This is a genomic window from Streptomyces sp. PsTaAH-137 (assembly GCF_003259365.1).
Lineage (GTDB): Bacteria > Actinomycetota > Actinomycetes > Streptomycetales > Streptomycetaceae > Streptomyces.
Genome location: NZ_QLLY01000013.1, coordinates 137,074 through 152,172 on the forward strand (window position 1 = coordinate 137,074; position 15,099 = coordinate 152,172).

Here is a 15,099-nt window from a genome sequence, read left to right on the forward strand (position 1 = left end):
CTCCATCGCAATGTCTAAGCGCTTGCTCAGCATGCTAACAACGAGGCCGCCCTGCGACTAGGCTCGACCGGGTGCCACAGATCCCGGAGAAGATCCACGAGCTCACCGTCGGACAGGTCGCCGCGCGCAGCGGCGCGGCCGTCTCCGCGCTGCACTTCTACGAGTCCAAGGGCCTGATCACCAGCCGCCGCACCTCCGGCAACCAGCGCCGCTACTGTCGCGACACCCTGCGCCGCGTCGCCTTCATCCGCGCCGCGCAGCGCGTCGGCATCCCGCTGGCGACGATCCGCGAGGCGCTGGCCGAACTCCCCGAGGAGCGCACCCCGACCCAGGAGGACTGGGCGCGCCTGTCGCGGAACTGGCGGTCCGAACTGGACGAGCGGATCTCGCAGTTGAGCCGGCTGCGCGATCACCTCACCGACTGCATCGGCTGCGGCTGCCTCTCCCTGGACACCTGTGTGCTGTCCAACCCGGACGACGTATTCGGCGAGCGGCTCACGGGGTCGCGTCTGATGGGGGAGCGCCGCTCCCGGCCGTGACCCGGGGGCCGAACGCCCGGAACACCGCGCAGAGCACGACCGCCGCGATCGCCCCGGCCGCCACCCCGCTGCCGAACAGGGTGCGGGCCCAGGAGGGCAGGTCCGCGTACAGGTCGGGCTGCACGAGGGGCAGCATGCCGACGACCAGCGCCAGCGCGATGACGACGCTGTCGCTGCCGTGCGTGAGATCGGTACGGGCGAGCATCCCGAACCCCATGACGGCGATCACGGCGTAGATGACGAGCCCCGCCGCGCCGACGACCGGCTCGGGGAGCGCGGCCAGCACCCGGGTGAGCGGCGTGAGCAGCCCGCACACGACGAGCAGCACCCCGGCCGCCGCCGTCACGAACCGGCTGCGTACGCGCGTGAGCTGGACGATGCCGATGTTCTCGGCGCTGGTCACCATCAGCGACGTACCGAAGACGCCGGAGCCGAGCGAGACCAGCGCGTCGGCGCGGGCGATGCGCGGCACGTCGCGGCCCGGGTCGGGGGTGCGGCCCACGGCCTCGCTGTTGAGCACGGTCTGCCCGGTGGCCTCGGCGAGCGAGGCGAGCGCGAAGACCAGCAGGGGTATCGCCGCGAGCAGGTCGATGTGCGGAGTGCCGTACGGGAAGGGGTCGGGCAGCGCGAACGTGCCGCCCTGCGCGACGTGCAGCTCGGTGCCGGTCAGCACGGCCACGACCGTGCCGCCCGCCAGGCCGAGCAGCACCGCCAGCTGCCGCCACACGCCCCGCAGGACGAGGAAGAAGAAGCCGATCACACCGAGCGTGGCGAAGCCGAGACCCGGGCCCGTGGCGACCATCGGGGCGGTCACCTTGATCATGTTGAGGCCGATGAGGACGACCGTCGTGCCCATCACCAGCGGCGGGAAGAGCCGGACCAGACGCCCGTAGAACGGCAGGACGCAGAGCAGGAAGGCGGCGGCCACCAGGACCGATCCGGACGCGGTCGCCGGGCCGTACTCCTGCGCTATTTGCAGGAAGATGGCGACGGCGGCCCCGCCCGGCAGCATCAGGAACGGCAGCCGGGCCCCGGCCCGCAGCACCCGCACCCCGAGGGACTGGAGCAGCGCGCCCGCGCCGCACAGCACGAGCGTCGCGCTGAGCAGGGACGCCGTCCGGTCGGCCGGCAGTTTCAGCGTCGTCGCGATGAGGACGACCGAGGAGACCGGCGCGGACACGCCCGCCAGCATGTGCTGGCAGGCGAGGGGGACGAGGCGGCGCAGCGGCAGCCGCTCGTCGGCCGGCGCGGTCACGGCCGGCGCGGTCACCGGTTCAGCCAGGGCAGCTCGGCCGCGGAGTAGCGGTACGAGCGGAACACGGCGTTCGGCTCGGACGGGAAGAGCGTGCGGACCTCCTCCTCGGTGTAGCCGCCGAAGAACGGGACGACGTACTCCCAGCACAGATAGCCGTCGGCGGTCACCTCGAAGAGCCGGCCGGCGGGGGAGTCGGTGACGAGGGTGTTGCCGTTGGGGAGGCGTTGCGCACTGCCCATGAACGGCGCGAAGAACGACTCGCGCGCCGGGTCGTGGTACTCCCACGCGATCTTTCCGCTGGTGCGGTCGATCTCGATGACGCGGCTGAACGGCACGTCCCGGTGCGGCCGGAACACGCCGTTGTCGAAGACGAGGATGTTGCCGTTCTCCAGCTCGGTCGGGCAGTGCTGCTGCGAGACCGTGCCCGGCTCGGAGCGCCAGACGATGTCGCCCGTGGCGCGGTCGATGACGACGACCGCGGACACCGAGCGGAAGCTCGCCAGGACGGTGCCGTCGGCGAGCGGGAGCACGCTGTTGATGAGGGGATAGTGCTCGCGCGCGTAGTCCGGGTGGAGCGGGAACGCGTCGCGGCCGAGGTGCTCGGAGACCTTCCACTCCCAGGTGCGGTTCCCCTCGGCGTCGACCTCGACGATCGTGTCGGCCCAGACGGTGCCGCCGTCCGCCTCCGACCCCGGCACCCCGCCGCGCACCGCGGCCGCGGCCTCGCCGGTCAGCGGCTCCAAGGCCGTGTAGAGGATCCGGCCGTCACCGTAGTGGTGGGCGTCGTGGTGCTGGAGCGGGTCGCGGTACTCGCGCACCACCGTGCCGTCGTGGGACATCTCCTGCATCAGGCCGCCGCGGTACTTGTGCCACATGGGGAAGAGCGCGGGCTCGTCCGGGAGTACGCCGTTGTAGGCGAGGTTGCCGTTGGCCAGGACGCGCGCGTGGCGGCCGGGGCGGTGCGGCAGGTCCCACCGGTGCATGACCTCGCCGCGCAGGTCGATCAGGTACACCTCGCCGGTTCCGGTCAGCGGGGCGAACAGCGTGTACCCGCCGTACGAGGCGTCCTCGTCCAGGGCGATCAGGCCGGTGCCGCGGCGGCGCCGCTGGTTCTGGTCCACGCGAGCCATGGGGCTCTCCCTCCGATGGTGGTTAACTTTTTTAAGTGAGAGTGAAGGAGTTAACCACGACGGTAAGGTGCCAGGAACAGGGCGAGCGGCGAAGGGGCGTTACAAGTTCATGAACGTGGGACCCGGCATCCGGCGCAGGCGCCGCGCCCTGGAGCTGACCCTGGCCGAGGTGGCCCGGCGGGCCGGGGTCTCCGTGCCGTTCCTCAGCCAGGTCGAGAACGGCCGCTCGCGCCCGAGCATGAGCTCGCTCCAGCGGATCGCCGACGCGCTCGACACCACGGCCGTCGAGATCCTCGCGGCGGCACAGGAGCCCCGCCCGGTCGACGTCGTACGGGCCGCCGACGGCGCCGCGACCGCCGACGGCACCCGGCCCCTGGTCCGCGGGGCCCAGCGGCTGCACGCCCTGGAGTTCACCGGCGACCACGACTGGGACCGCGAGTACCGGCACCGCGGCGACGAACTCCTCTACGTCGCCGACGGCGCGGCCGAGGTGGAGGCGGACGGCGTCCGCTACCGGCTGGAACGCGGCGACACCCTCTACTGCGCGGCCGAACTCCCGCACCGCTGGCGCCCGCTGGAGCCCGGCACCCGTGTTCTCGTCGTGGGTGTCGCGGGGCCGTAGTGGGCCTTGTCAGGGACGGGTGACGGCTTCCACCAACTCCGCGTTGCTCCCGGCCCGTCTCCCGTCCGGCAGGACCAGCGTGTCCTCCAGCCCGACCCGGGTGGCGAGCCCCAGCTCCCGCGCGAGCCGGAGCACCGGCCACGCCCCGCCCTCCTCGCCGTGCAGCAGCACGGGCCGCCCGCCAGCCGAGCCGATCTCCGCCAGCAGCGCCGACGCCGAGGCCCGCGCGGAGCCCGGATCGGGGTCCGTGAGCTCGGCGAGCACCCGCAGCACCCGCCCCGCCAGCGGCGAAGCCGCGAACCGCGCGGCGCCGTCCGTGCCCGACCACAGCCCGGCCTCCACGCCCACCCCGCGATCGAGGAGCGCCGCGGCGACCTCCTCCGCGCCCTCCTCGTGCCAGTTCACGGACGCGTGGTCCGGCAGCGTCGTCCAGGAACGGATCCGCGCCACCCGGGCCGCCGGGTCCGGCTCCGCCCACGCGCCCGTCGTCACCCCGACCGGCACCGTCACCCGGGACCGGATCGCGTCGAGCGTGGCCGCAACCGCCCGGGGCGACAACGTGTCTTGCCCACAAGGAGACTTGGGGTGAACATGCACATCCGACGCCCCGGCGGCGACGGCCGCCGCCGCGGCATCACCGAGCGCGGCGGGGGACAGCGGGACCACCGCTCCGTCACCCGCACCGCGCGCGCCGTTCAGACACACCTGCACGAACTCCATTCCTGTGATGGTGCCAGCAGCCACCGACAACAGCAGCCGAACCGCGACGACGACGGGGAAGGACGAAGCACATGGCCGTAGCGATCAGTTCACTGAAGTTCGAGGCCGCCCACTCGGGCGCCCAGAAGATCACGTACGACAGCGACGGCTACCACCTCGTGCGCTTCCCGTACGCGAGCGCCGAGGAGTCGTACGACCCCTGGAACATGCACGCCCCGTCCGCCGGCGGCGGCACCTCGACGTACCCGGACGCCCGCTCCGGCCTGATCTGGCCGAGCCACGACGGCTGGGGCACCCTGTCCGCGCTCGTCTTCTGGGCGGCGAACGACCGGGCCACCGAGTACCGCGCCCGCTTCGTGCGCGACCCGCTGAACCTGTCCACCGGCTACGACTCGACCGCCACCACCGACATCGCGGCCACCGGCGGCGGCCAGTACCGCTCCTACACCTGGCAGATGTTCGTGCACCCGGGCACCCCGGTCGGCCTGAAGATCGTGGCCCGCCGCGGCGACACCCGTCTCGCGGTGCCCCTCACCCTGGCCGAGTTCAAGCTGGCGATCGAGACCGAGGTGATCCGCCCCTAAGGTGTGACGATCACTCGGCATCGTCGACACCCTGGTGGAGGACCCTGATGACGGAACAGCCGTTCACGCTGCGGGACATGGCGGGCGTTCCCGTCCTCGTCTGTGCCGACGACGGGCCGCCGCTCGCCGACGAGCGTGCCGCGCTCGACCTGATCGGCGACGCCGGGTACCAGGGGGCGCGCTGGGTCGCGGTCCCCGCCGGGCGGTGCGGCGACGACTTCTTCCAACTGCGCACCCGGATCGCGGGCGACATCGTCCAGAAGTTCGCCAACTACCGCATCGGCCTGGCGATTCTCGGCGACATCCGGTCGAGAACCGACGCCAGTACGGCACTTCGCGACTTCGTCCGGGAGAGCAACCGCGGCGGCCAGCTCTGGTTCCTGCCCGACGAGGACGCGCTGGTGGCGCGCCTCGTAGAGTCGGGGCCGTGACCTCACACGACACGTCCGACCCGCACCTGCCCATGCTCACCGGCGTGCAGGCCGACCATCTGCGCGCCCTCGTCGCCGGTCATCTGCGCGTCCGTACCGGCGCGCACCCCACGATGACCGGCGACGCGGCCGAGTCCGAGGGGCACCGCCACCCGCTGACGAACCTGGCCCAGCGCTGCCGGACCGCGCCCGAGGCGGAGTGGCCCGCGACGGTCGAGGCGTTCTTCACGCACCTCGCGGAGGCGTCCCGAGGGGGCGAGAGCGCCGAGGAGTTGCTGGCCCGGACCTGTCTGCGGCTCGTGCCGCCGAGCGCGATGCCCACCGGCCCGGACGACGGATTCACGTACGTGAGGAGCGTCGCCGAAGGGCTGAACCTCGCCCTCGCCCTCGACGCGCCCACCTCCGTGCGGCTGCTCACCGACGGCGATGTGGAGCGGGCCGGCGCCGAGGCGCTCTGGGCCGCGGCCGAGCGCACCCTGGTCCGTGAGCCGATGCGGCACGAGGAGGTACGGCTCGACGGGCACCCCGTCCTGTACTCCGTGTACGGGGACTCGCCGTTCGTCTCCACGAAGGCGCTGATCCTGCCCGAACTGGTCGCCGAGGCCACCGGCAAGCGGATGCCGGAGGCGGGCGCGCTCGTCGTCGTGCCGACCCGGCATCTGCTCGCGTTCCACCCGATCGTCGACGGCACCGCGGCCGACGCCGTCGACGACCTGGCCACGTACGCCGTCAAGGCCCACGAGGACGGCCCGGGATCGCTCTCGCCGCGCGTCTACTGGTGGCACGACGGACGCCTCACCTCGCTCACCGTGATCGACGACGCGGCCGGCACCCTCGCCCAGCGGCCACCGCGGGAACTGCTCGACGTGCTGCGGGGCCTGCGCGGACTCGACCGGGCCGGACGGCTCGTGACCTCGGCGCCCGAGGCCCTGGAGCCCGAACTCGCGCACGCCACGGCCGAGTTGATCGCCGAGGCCGCCACCGACCCGGACCGGCTGCCCGCGGCCTTCGACGCTGCCGTCACCCTCGCCCACGCGCACGCGGCCGAGGACCCCGACGCCGACCGGGTCGAGACCTGGGACGCCTGGGTGACCGCGCTCCAGCTCGGCACCGCCCTGTTCACCGCGACCGGCGAGGTCACGGTCCGGGTCGGCGAGCGGGAGCTGACGGTGCCCGCCACCGGGCCCGAGGCGCGCGGGGACGTCCGTGCCTGGCTCGACGTGTTCTGGCTGACGCTGGTGACCCGGGAGCGCGAGCGCACGGAGCGGCTCTGCCAGGTGGACCCCGCGGCCCTGCGCGACGAGCGGACCCCGGTCGACGACCACGTCCTGCATTTCGCCGAGACCCTGCGCGCCTATTGGCTGCGCCGCCCCCTCGACGAGGTCGTCGAGAAGCTGGCCGCCGCGATGGACGCCGCACACCCCAAGACGGTCACGCTCGCGCCGAAGGACTTCGTCAACGCCGTCGACTACCAGCCCATCGGGCTCGTCCACCGGCTGCTCACCCAGGAGGACGAGAAGTTCACGGCGCTGCTCGCCGAGGCGCTCGCGGAGCACCGCGGCTACTGGGCCGGGTCGACGGCGCCCCGCTCCCGGGTCGCGCTCGGCCCGCTGGCGCTGGCCTGTCTCGCGTACGACGGGGAGCTTCCTGTGCGCACGGACCAGCCGTTCCTGCCGCGCCGTCTGCTCGACCGGGGACGGCTCGAAGCGATCCCGGACGCGCTCGCCCGGGACTGAGCGCAGCGGTGTGAACCGGGGGTGCGATGGCGGCCGATGCTCGGCTCCGCACCCCCGTCGCGCTGTACATGGCTCCGCTCCGGGAGCTTCTAGGCCGAGACCAGCAGCCGTGCCCGGCGGGCCTCGGTGAGGGCCTCGGCAGTGAGAACGGGGCGCGGCACGACGATGCCGCAGTGGGTGCAGACGGGGCCCGACGACGGCTCGTGCGCCAGGTCGTGCATCCAGACCAGTCCGCTGTCCGCGCAGACCGGGCAGCACGCGCCCGGGTCGCGCTCCAGAGCGGCGATCAGCCGGCGCAGGACGTCGGCCAGCGCTCCGGTCGGGTGGACCGACGGGTCGTCGCACCAGGCGACTCCGAAGCCGCCCCAGGTCAGCCGGTGCCAGTCGTCCACCGTGCCCGGGCGGCGCAGCCCGTCGTGCTTCTCCTTGCGCCTGCGCTCCGCGAAGGCGTCTTCGTACGCGAGCCACACGGCCCGCGCCTCCTCCAGCTCCTCCAGCGCCGCGACCAGCCTGGCCGGGTCGGGGGAGCGGTCCTCGGGTCCGAGACCGGCCCGTGAACACAGGTGGTCCCAGGTCGCCCGATGCCCGTAGGGGGCGAATCTCTCAAGGCACTTGCGCAGTGAGTAACGCCGCAGTGCCAGATCGTTGCGCGGATCGCGCACCTGTCTTGCCAGACTCCGGAATCCAGCCATCGCCCTGCACCTCCGTCACACGTACGTCGGCGTCGCCGCAGCCATGGAGCGACGTCGCCGAGTAGACGTACCGACACACGATTCGGATCCCTTCAAGGGCCGCCGATTCCCATTCGATTTCCGATGGGGTCCATCACCGGCACCTTGTGAGGCCGGGGACTTGCTGAGTGCTCCCTGTGATGATTCCGAAAACGTGACGCATGTTCATCTTCTGTCGTTGGCTAACCGCCGGTAACCTCCGGCACACCCATCGTCGGGAGGACCAGGCATGCGACGACGCATTCCACGCACCACCCTGAACAGAGTGCCCAGCAGGACTCGCGGTCCTCTGCGGAGAGTTACGGCCGCCGCGGCTCTCCTGCTCACCGCGGGACTGCTTTCCCCACTGACGACCCCGGCGGCCAGTGCTGCCGCCGATGAGCCCGTCCCGGTCACCGACTACTGCAAGGGGCAGTGCTCGGACATACTGCCGCCCGGGGCGAACGGCAGCGCGACGCTCGCCGAGATCCTCGGGAACAAGCTGTTCGGCACGCAGCCGCAGCACGCTGACGATCAGCTCGGTCCCTATGACGCGCTCTCGTCCGGCTACCCGTCGCTCACGGACGACACACTCTCGAACTTCTTCAACGACTCCTCCTTCGGTGTACCGGACGATCAGGTCGCCTCCGTCACGCGCCCGCGCGACGATGTGACCATCACCCGTGACAAGAAGAACGGCGTACCCCACATCAAAGGTTCCACGCGCTACGGAACCGAGTTCGGCGCCGGCTTCGCCGCAGGTCAGGACCGTATGTGGCTGATCGATCTGTTCCGCCACATCGGCCGCGGCGAGCTGACGTCCTTCGCGGGCGGCGCCCTGGCCAACCAAGGACTGGAACAGGAGTTCTGGCCGCAGGCCCCGTACACCGAGGAGGACCTGCAGAAGCAGGTCGACTTCATCAAGACCCAGGGCGGCACCCGCGGGCAGCAGGCCATGGACGACGCGCAGGCCTACATCGACGGCCTGAACGCCTACCGGGTCAAGTCGAAGAACGGCCGCTACTTCCCGGGTGAGTACGTGCTCACCGGCAAGGTCGACGCGATCACGAACATCGGCGAGATCCAGCCGTTCAAGGTGACCGACATGATCGCGCTCGCCTCGGTGGTCGGCGGTCTGTTCGGCAACGGCGGCGGGGGAGAGGTCGGCCAGGCCCTCTCGCTGATGCAGGCGCAGGAGAAGTACGGCGTCCAGAAGGGCACCGAGGTCTGGGAGTCCTTCCGCGGCCGTGACGACCCCGAGGCCGTCAGCACCATCCACGACGGCACGAGCTTCCCGTACGGCCAGAAACCGACGAACGCCCGCGGCCAGGCGATGCCCGACAAGGGATCCGTCCAGACCGAGCAGGTCGTCTACGACCGCACCGGCTCGGCCGCCACGGCCTCCGCCAAGTCCGGCGACAGCATCGCCAAGGACCCGGTGAAGACCACGAAGAACCTCAAGCCGCTCCAGGGCATGTACGACGACGGAGTGCTCCCCGCCGATCTGTTCGCGGGCAACGAATCGGGCACGAGAAAGGGCATGTCGAACGCCCTCCTCGTCTCCGGCGCCCGCACCGCCTCCGGCCACCCGGTCGCCGTGTTCGGACCGCAGACCGGCTACTTCGCGCCCCAGCTGCTGATGATGCAGGAGCTCCAGGGCCCCGGCATCAGCGCCCGCGGCGTCTCCTTCGCCGGCGTCGGCATGTACATCCAGCTCGGCCGCGGCCAGGACTACTCCTGGTCGGCGACCTCCGCCGGACAGGACATCACGGACACGTACGCGGTCCAGCTGTGCGAGGCCGACGGCTCCACGCCGACCAAGCAGTCCACGTCGTACCTGTACCACGGCACCTGCACGCCGATGGAGAAGCTGGAGAAGAAGAACTCCTGGAAGCCGACGGTGGCCGACTCCACGGCGGCCGGCTCCTACCGCATGCAGGTCTTCCGCACGAAGTACGGCATCGTCACGCACCGCGCGACCGTCGGCGGCAAACCCGTCGCGTACGCCGCGCTGCGCTCCACCTACCGGCACGAGGCCGACTCGATCATCGGCTTCCAGATGCTCAACGACCCGTCCTACGTCAAGGACGCCGCGTCCTTCGAGAAGGCGGCGCAGCACATCAGCTACGCCTTCAACTGGTTCTACGCCGACTCGCGCGACATCGCGTACTACAACAGCGGCAGCAACCCGGTGCGCGCGGCCGACGTCGACGGCTCGATGCCCGTGAAGGCCGAACCGGCGTACGAGTGGAAGGACTTCGACCCGGCGGACAACACGGCCGCGTACACCCCGCCGGACCAGCACCCCAACTCCGTGAACCAGGACTACTACATCTCCTGGAACAACAAGCAGGCCAAGGGCTTCGGGGCCGCCAACTTCAGCCTCGGCGCCGTGCACCGCGCCGACCTGCTCAACGGCCGGGTGAAGAAGCTCGCCGCACAGGGCGGCGTCACCCGGGCCTCGCTGACGCAGGCCATGGAGGAGGCCGCGGTCACCGATCTGCGCGGCGAGCAGGTGCTGCCGGAGATCCTCAAGGTGATCCGCAGCAAGCCGGTCGACGACCCGGCGCAGGCGAAGGCCGTGCAGCAGCTGGAGGCCTGGCAGAAGGGCGGCGCCCAGCGCAACCAGACCTCCGCCGGATCCAAGACGTACGCGCATCCGGACGCCGTACGGATCATGGACGCCTGGTGGCCGCTCCTGGTCGAGGCCGAGTTCAAGCCCGGACTCGGCGACGACCTCTACCAGGCGCTGACCGGCGAACTGACCGTGGACGAGGCGCCGTCCGCCGGGCACGGGCCCACGGGTTCGCACGCCGGGTCCTCGTTCCAGTACGGCTGGTGGGGCTATGTCGACAAGGATCTGCGGTCCGTGCTCGGGCAGCCGGTACAGGGGAAGCTGGGCGCGCAGTACTGCGGCGGCGGTGACCTCTCCGCCTGCCGTGAGGCGCTCCTGAAGACCCTGACGACGGCCGCCGCCGAGCCCGCCACCGAGGTCTACCCCGGTGACGACACCTGCAAGGCCGGCGACCAGTGGTGCGCGGACACCATCGTCCACCGGGCGCTCGGCGGTATCACGCACCGCTCGATGCAGTGGCAGAACCGGCCCACGTATCAGCAGGTCGTGGAGTTCCCGGCACATCGGTGACTCCTCCGGGGGCGCGGGGCCGTGCGTCGACACGGCCCCGCGCCCCTCACATCGCTATCCGGCCCGCTCCCATGACCACACGGGCCAGCTCCTCATGACAGATGTCGCTGTGGGCGCCCGACGGGGGAGGGCCGTTCCGGACCACCTGCGAGGCGTCCACGCTCACGCATCCCGAGGCCGGCACCCCGCCTGCCAGCACCTCGGCCAGTGAGCGGCGCACCGACCCGTTCACCTCCAGGATCCCGTCGTGCCCCAGGGCGCCCCAGCGCAGCCCGAGATCCACGGCGCCGCGGTCGTCGCCCGCGAGCCGGGACGCCATCGGGTAGAGCACGCCCAGCGCCGTGTCGAAACGGGAGTAACAGCCCACCAGCGGACCGTCGACACGGGCCTGCCGCCCGGCCAGGGAGCCGCGCCGCGCGAACGCGTAGTGCGAGAAGGCACCCTGGAGCAGCGTCACCGACTTCACGTTGTGCGCCTGCGCGGGCAGCCCGGCCAGAGCGAACGACACGAGCCGCGCGCCGAAGCTGTGCCCGACCAGGTGCACGCGCACCCCGGGCGCCTCGGCGGCGAGCCGCCCGAGCGCGGGACCGAGCCCCTTCTGCCCGACCGTTCCCGCCCGCCGCTTCATGGCGAAGTACGTCGCCTGGCGCAGGAGTTCATGAGCGCCGTGCCACACCTTGGCGAGACCGCCCGGCAGGGTGAAGGTGGCGACGTCCCCGGCCGTCTCCGTCAGCGCGTCGGCGAACTCCCGGCAGATGTCCCGGGTGTCCCGCTGGAACATGGCGAGCGCGCTGTGCGCCGACAGCTCCGGCACCGTGTCGGCGGCGATCCCGTCCGTCCGCACCCCCGTCAACTGCCGTACCAGACCGCCGAACTCGTCGAACGCGTCCGGCGGCTGCGTGTCGAGGAGCCCGGCCAGCCGGTCGATGACGGGGCCGCGCCCCGGGAAGACCGCGCCGAGCGCCTGCCGCGTCTCCCGGTCCAGGGCCACCCGGGGGACGACGGGGCCCGCGGCGGCCGTCGCGGGGGCGAAGTCCGGGATCCGCTCGTCCGTGAACCGCATCGACGGCCACAGCACACCCGCGAAGCCGAGGTGCGCGCCGGACGCGAGGGACGGGAACGGCGCGAAGAAACGGTCGTAGAGGCGGGTCGCCGTGCCGTGGTCGTTGTTCCAGCCGTGCGCGAGGAGGACCAGGTCCCGCACCCCGTGCTCGCGCACCCCGCGCAGCAGCGCGTCCCGCTGCCCGGCGTCCGGGTCCCCGGCGGCGTCGAACGTCAGCTCCCAGTAAGGCCGTACGTGTACTTCCGGTGCAGCCATGGCCAACCCCCGTGGCAGTGGTCCGTGCGGTGTGCCGCATCGTCCCGCCGGTGCCGGGGGTTGGCCATACAGCCCGTCAAAGTCAAGTGCGGTTAAGTGAGTTCGCGCTCGCGGGTCTCCGGCAGGGCCAGCACGCACAGCAGCGAGACGACCGCCATCGCGCTCACGTACCAGCCCACCGACGCCGAGCCGAAGGAGCCCTGCAGCCGCGTCGCCACCAGCGGGGCCACCGCGCCGCCGAGCACCCCGCCCAGGTTGTACGCGAAGGAGGCGCCGGAGTAGCGCACCCGGACCCCGAACAGCTCCGGGAGGTAGGCGCCCATCGGGCCGTACACCACGCCCATGCAGAACAGCGCGCCGCCGAGCGCGAGCGCGATCAGCACCGGCTGCTCGGTGTCCATCAGCGGGAACAGGGCCAGACCCCACGCGATCGCGATCCCGGAGCCGATCAGCACCATCCTGCGCCGGCCGCCCGCGTCCGAACGGGTCGCCGCCAGCCAGGTGCCGGCGGCCAGGAACAGACAGGCCACGAGCTGGGTGGTGAGCATCGTGCCGCGCGGGACGCCGAGCGTCTTGGTGCCGTACGCGAGGCAGTACGTCGTGGCCGTGTAGAAGAGCCCGTACGCGATGACCATGCCGCCCGCGCCGAGCAGGATCTCCTTCGGATGCCGCTTGAACACCTCGAACGCCGGTGCCCTGCTGGCCTCCTGCTGGTCCATCACCTGCTGGAAGACCGGCGTCTCGCTGATCTTAAGGCGGACGAACAGGCCGACCGCGACGAGCAGGAAGGAGAGCAGGAACGGCACCCGCCAGCCCCACGAGGTGAACGCGTCGTCGGACAGGGTCTCCGACAGCAGCCAGAAGATGCCGGTCGCCGCGAAGAAGCCCACGGACGGGCCGAGTTGGGGGAACGCGGCGAACAGGCCGCGTTTGCCGCGCGGCGCGTGCTCCACCGCGAGCAGCGCCGCCCCGCCCCACTCGCCGCCGAGCCCGACGCCCTGGAGGAAGCGCAGCAGGACGAGCAGGACCGGCGCCCACACCCCGAGCGTGGAGTAGCCGGGCAGCAGCCCCACGCATGCCGTCGACAGGCCCATCAGGAGCAGCGACGCGACGAGCACCGACTTGCGGCCGACGCGGTCGCCGAAGTGGCCGAAGACCAGCGAGCCGAGCGGGCGGGCGGCGAACGCGACGGCGTACGTCGAGAAGGAGGCGAGGGTGCCGTTCAGGTCGGAGAGGTTCGGGAAGAACGCGTCGTTGAGGACGAGCGCGGCGGCCGTTCCGTAGACGTAGAAGTCGTAGAACTCGATGGCCGTACCGATGAAACTGGCTACGGCGACGCGGCGCAGGCTCTCCGGTTGCGCGGCCTGCGCCGGGGGCGCCTGGTCGGTGTCTTCCCTGGTGGAGTCGTCTTTCAGCACGCCGTGCACTGTCGCGTCAGCTGTACGGTGCAGTCAATGGGTGGGACGCGCTGTCTCGCAGGGTGAGATGTGCTGCGCCAGGGGCGCGGTTCCCCGCACCCCTGGCGGGGCTTGTCTACTTGTAGGTCAGATAGCGGGCGCGCACGGCCCGGAACGCCGCCAGCTCCCGCTGCCAGGCCCGCACGACCTCCTCGGCGGAGGCGCCGGCGTCGATCATCGTGCGGACCTGCGTGGACCCGGTGAGCTTGTCGATCCAGTTGTCCGAGCGCCAGGCGAAGTCCTTCCAGACCTGCTTCGCGGTGACGAGGAGCGCGATGCCCGTGCGCACCGGGTCGAACGACTCCCGGTCGTCCACGTGCAGCTGCACCCCGCCGATCGTCTTGCCCTGGAACTTGGAGAACGTCGGGGCGAAGTACGCCTCCCTGAAGTGCACGCCGGGCAGGGCGAGTTCGTTCGCCGCGGCGGCCCACGTCCGGTCGATGCCCTCGGCGCCGAGCAGTTCGAAGGGGCGGGTCGTGCCGCGGCCCTCGGAGAGGTTCGTGCCCTCGAAGAGGCAGGTGCCCGCGTACACCAGGGCGGTGTCGGGCGTCGGCATGTTGGGGCTGGGCGGCACCCACGGCAGGCCCGAGGCGTCGTAGAAGTCGCCGCGCCGCCAGCCGGTCATCGGGACCGTGGCCAGCTCGACGGGGTCCGTCAGGTACTCGCCGTTGAACAGCCGGGCCAGCTCGGTGACGGTCATGCCGTGCGCCTGGGAGATCTCGCGGCGCCCGACGAACGTCGCGAACTCCTTGTGCAGCACCGGCCCGTAGGCGTTCCGCCCGGTCATCGGGTTCGGCCGGTCGAGGACCACGAACCGCTTGCCCGCGAGCTGCGCCGCCTCCATGCAGTCGTACAGCGTCCAGATGTACGTGTAGAAGCGGGCGCCCACGTCCTGGATGTCGAAGACGATCGAGTCGACACCGGACGCCGTGAAGATGTCCGCGAGCGTCTGACCGCTCTTCAAGTACGTGTCGTAGACCGGGAGTCCGGTCGCCGGGTCGTCGTAGCGGCCCTCCGAACCGCCCGCCTGCGCGGTGCCGCGGAAGCCGTGCTCCGGGCCGAACACCGCCTTCAGGTCGACGCGTTCGTCGCCGTGCATCACGTCCACGATGTGCCGGACGTCGCGGGTGACGCCGGTCGGATTGGTGACGACACCGACCTTCTCGCCGTCGAGGAGCAGGTAGCCGTCCGCCTCCAGCCGCTCGAAGCCGGTGCGCAGCGGGCGGCCCCCGTGGCCGCGGCCGTCGGCCTGCGCCGTCCCGCCGACTCCGACGGCGCCCGCCGCTCCCGCGCCGGCAGCGAGCAGCACCCGTCTCGACATGTTCATGCAGGAACCTCCGTGATCATCGGAACTGGCATGGCCATGCACGCTAGCCCGTGGACGGCCCCCGGGGAACGAACCCGGGCGACGAACCTCGGCGGATCGCCAGGTCCGAACCCCTTCCACCGCTC

General features: G+C 71.6%; 13 protein-coding genes. 6 read left to right on the plus strand and 7 right to left on the minus strand.

Annotation, left to right across the window (positions count from 1 at the left end; translation table 11 throughout):
• Positions 1–71: 71 nt before the first annotated feature.
• Positions 72–539, plus strand: a complete 468-nt coding sequence (gene soxR / locus K377_RS27240) for a redox-sensitive transcriptional activator SoxR (protein WP_111666176.1) — start codon at positions 72–74, stop codon at positions 537–539.
• On the opposite strand, the gene K377_RS27245 is transcribed toward soxR, so the two are convergent.
• Together K377_RS27245 and K377_RS27250 are read right to left on the minus strand one after the other, a co-directional pair.
• Positions 496–1,809 carry a uracil-xanthine permease family protein gene (locus K377_RS27245; protein WP_258395132.1) on the minus strand — a complete coding sequence of 438 codons (1,314 nt, stop codon included), beginning with the start codon at positions 1,807–1,809 and terminating at the stop codon, positions 496–498. The genes soxR and K377_RS27245 overlap by 44 nt on opposite strands.
• On the minus strand, positions 1,806–2,924 hold the full coding sequence (locus K377_RS27250; RefSeq protein ID WP_111666177.1) for an aryl-sulfate sulfotransferase: 1,119 nt from the start codon (positions 2,922–2,924) through the stop codon (positions 1,806–1,808). Before K377_RS27250 ends, K377_RS27245 begins: the two co-directional genes overlap by 4 nt.
• A gap of 109 nt (positions 2,925–3,033) precedes the next feature.
• Between K377_RS27250 and K377_RS27255 the strand changes: the two genes are divergently transcribed.
• On the plus strand, positions 3,034–3,546 hold the full coding sequence (locus tag K377_RS27255) for a helix-turn-helix domain-containing protein (protein ID WP_111666178.1): 513 nt from the start codon (positions 3,034–3,036) through the stop codon (positions 3,544–3,546).
• Positions 3,547–3,555: 9 nt separating this feature from the next.
• On the opposite strand, the gene K377_RS27260 is transcribed toward K377_RS27255, so the two are convergent.
• Positions 3,556–4,266, minus strand: coding sequence for a 3-keto-5-aminohexanoate cleavage protein (locus K377_RS27260; RefSeq protein ID WP_161195102.1), 711 nt, complete (start codon positions 4,264–4,266; stop codon positions 3,556–3,558).
• A gap of 71 nt (positions 4,267–4,337) precedes the next feature.
• On the opposite strand from K377_RS27260, the gene K377_RS27265 reads away from it, so the two are divergent.
• From K377_RS27265 to K377_RS27275, 3 genes are read left to right on the plus strand one after another with little or no spacing between them, the layout of a single operon-like run.
• The gene (locus tag K377_RS27265; protein WP_111666180.1) at positions 4,338–4,850 is read left to right on the plus strand and encodes a hypothetical protein; all 513 of its coding nucleotides are present in this window, start codon (positions 4,338–4,340) and stop codon (positions 4,848–4,850) included.
• A 47-nt stretch (positions 4,851–4,897) separates the two neighbouring features.
• Entirely contained in the window at positions 4,898–5,281 is a 384-nt protein-coding gene (locus K377_RS27270; RefSeq protein ID WP_111666181.1) for a DUF4180 domain-containing protein, read from the plus strand.
• On the plus strand, positions 5,278–7,017 hold the full coding sequence (locus tag K377_RS27275; protein ID WP_111666182.1) for an immunity 49 family protein: 1,740 nt from the start codon (positions 5,278–5,280) through the stop codon (positions 7,015–7,017). The genes K377_RS27270 and K377_RS27275 overlap by 4 nt, the downstream gene beginning before the upstream one ends.
• An 89-nt stretch (positions 7,018–7,106) precedes the next feature.
• Here K377_RS27275 and K377_RS27280 read toward each other — a convergent pair whose 3' ends face one another.
• Positions 7,107–7,709, minus strand: a complete 603-nt coding sequence (locus K377_RS27280) for a hypothetical protein (protein ID WP_111666183.1) — start codon at positions 7,707–7,709, stop codon at positions 7,107–7,109.
• Between the two features lie 268 nt (positions 7,710–7,977).
• Here K377_RS27280 and K377_RS27285 point away from each other — a divergent pair, with 268 nt between their 5' ends.
• A complete protein-coding gene (locus tag K377_RS27285; protein ID WP_111666184.1) occupies positions 7,978–10,872 on the plus strand; it encodes a penicillin acylase family protein in 2,895 nt (964 codons plus the stop codon).
• 46 nt (positions 10,873–10,918) lie between these two features.
• Here K377_RS27285 and K377_RS27290 read toward each other — a convergent pair whose 3' ends face one another.
• The 3 genes from K377_RS27290 to K377_RS27300 form a co-directional block, all read right to left on the minus strand.
• The gene (locus tag K377_RS27290; protein ID WP_111666185.1) at positions 10,919–12,190 is read right to left on the minus strand and encodes a serine-threonine protein kinase; all 1,272 of its coding nucleotides are present in this window, start codon (positions 12,188–12,190) and stop codon (positions 10,919–10,921) included.
• Between the two features lie 92 nt (positions 12,191–12,282).
• Entirely contained in the window at positions 12,283–13,605 is a 1,323-nt protein-coding gene (locus tag K377_RS27295; RefSeq protein ID WP_237551721.1) for an MFS transporter, read from the minus strand.
• Between the two features lie 118 nt (positions 13,606–13,723).
• Positions 13,724–14,974 (minus strand): exo-beta-N-acetylmuramidase NamZ domain-containing protein, encoded by a 1,251-nt coding sequence (locus K377_RS27300; protein WP_111666186.1) that lies wholly within the window; start codon positions 14,972–14,974, stop codon positions 13,724–13,726.
• Positions 14,975–15,099: the final 125 nt, after the last annotated feature.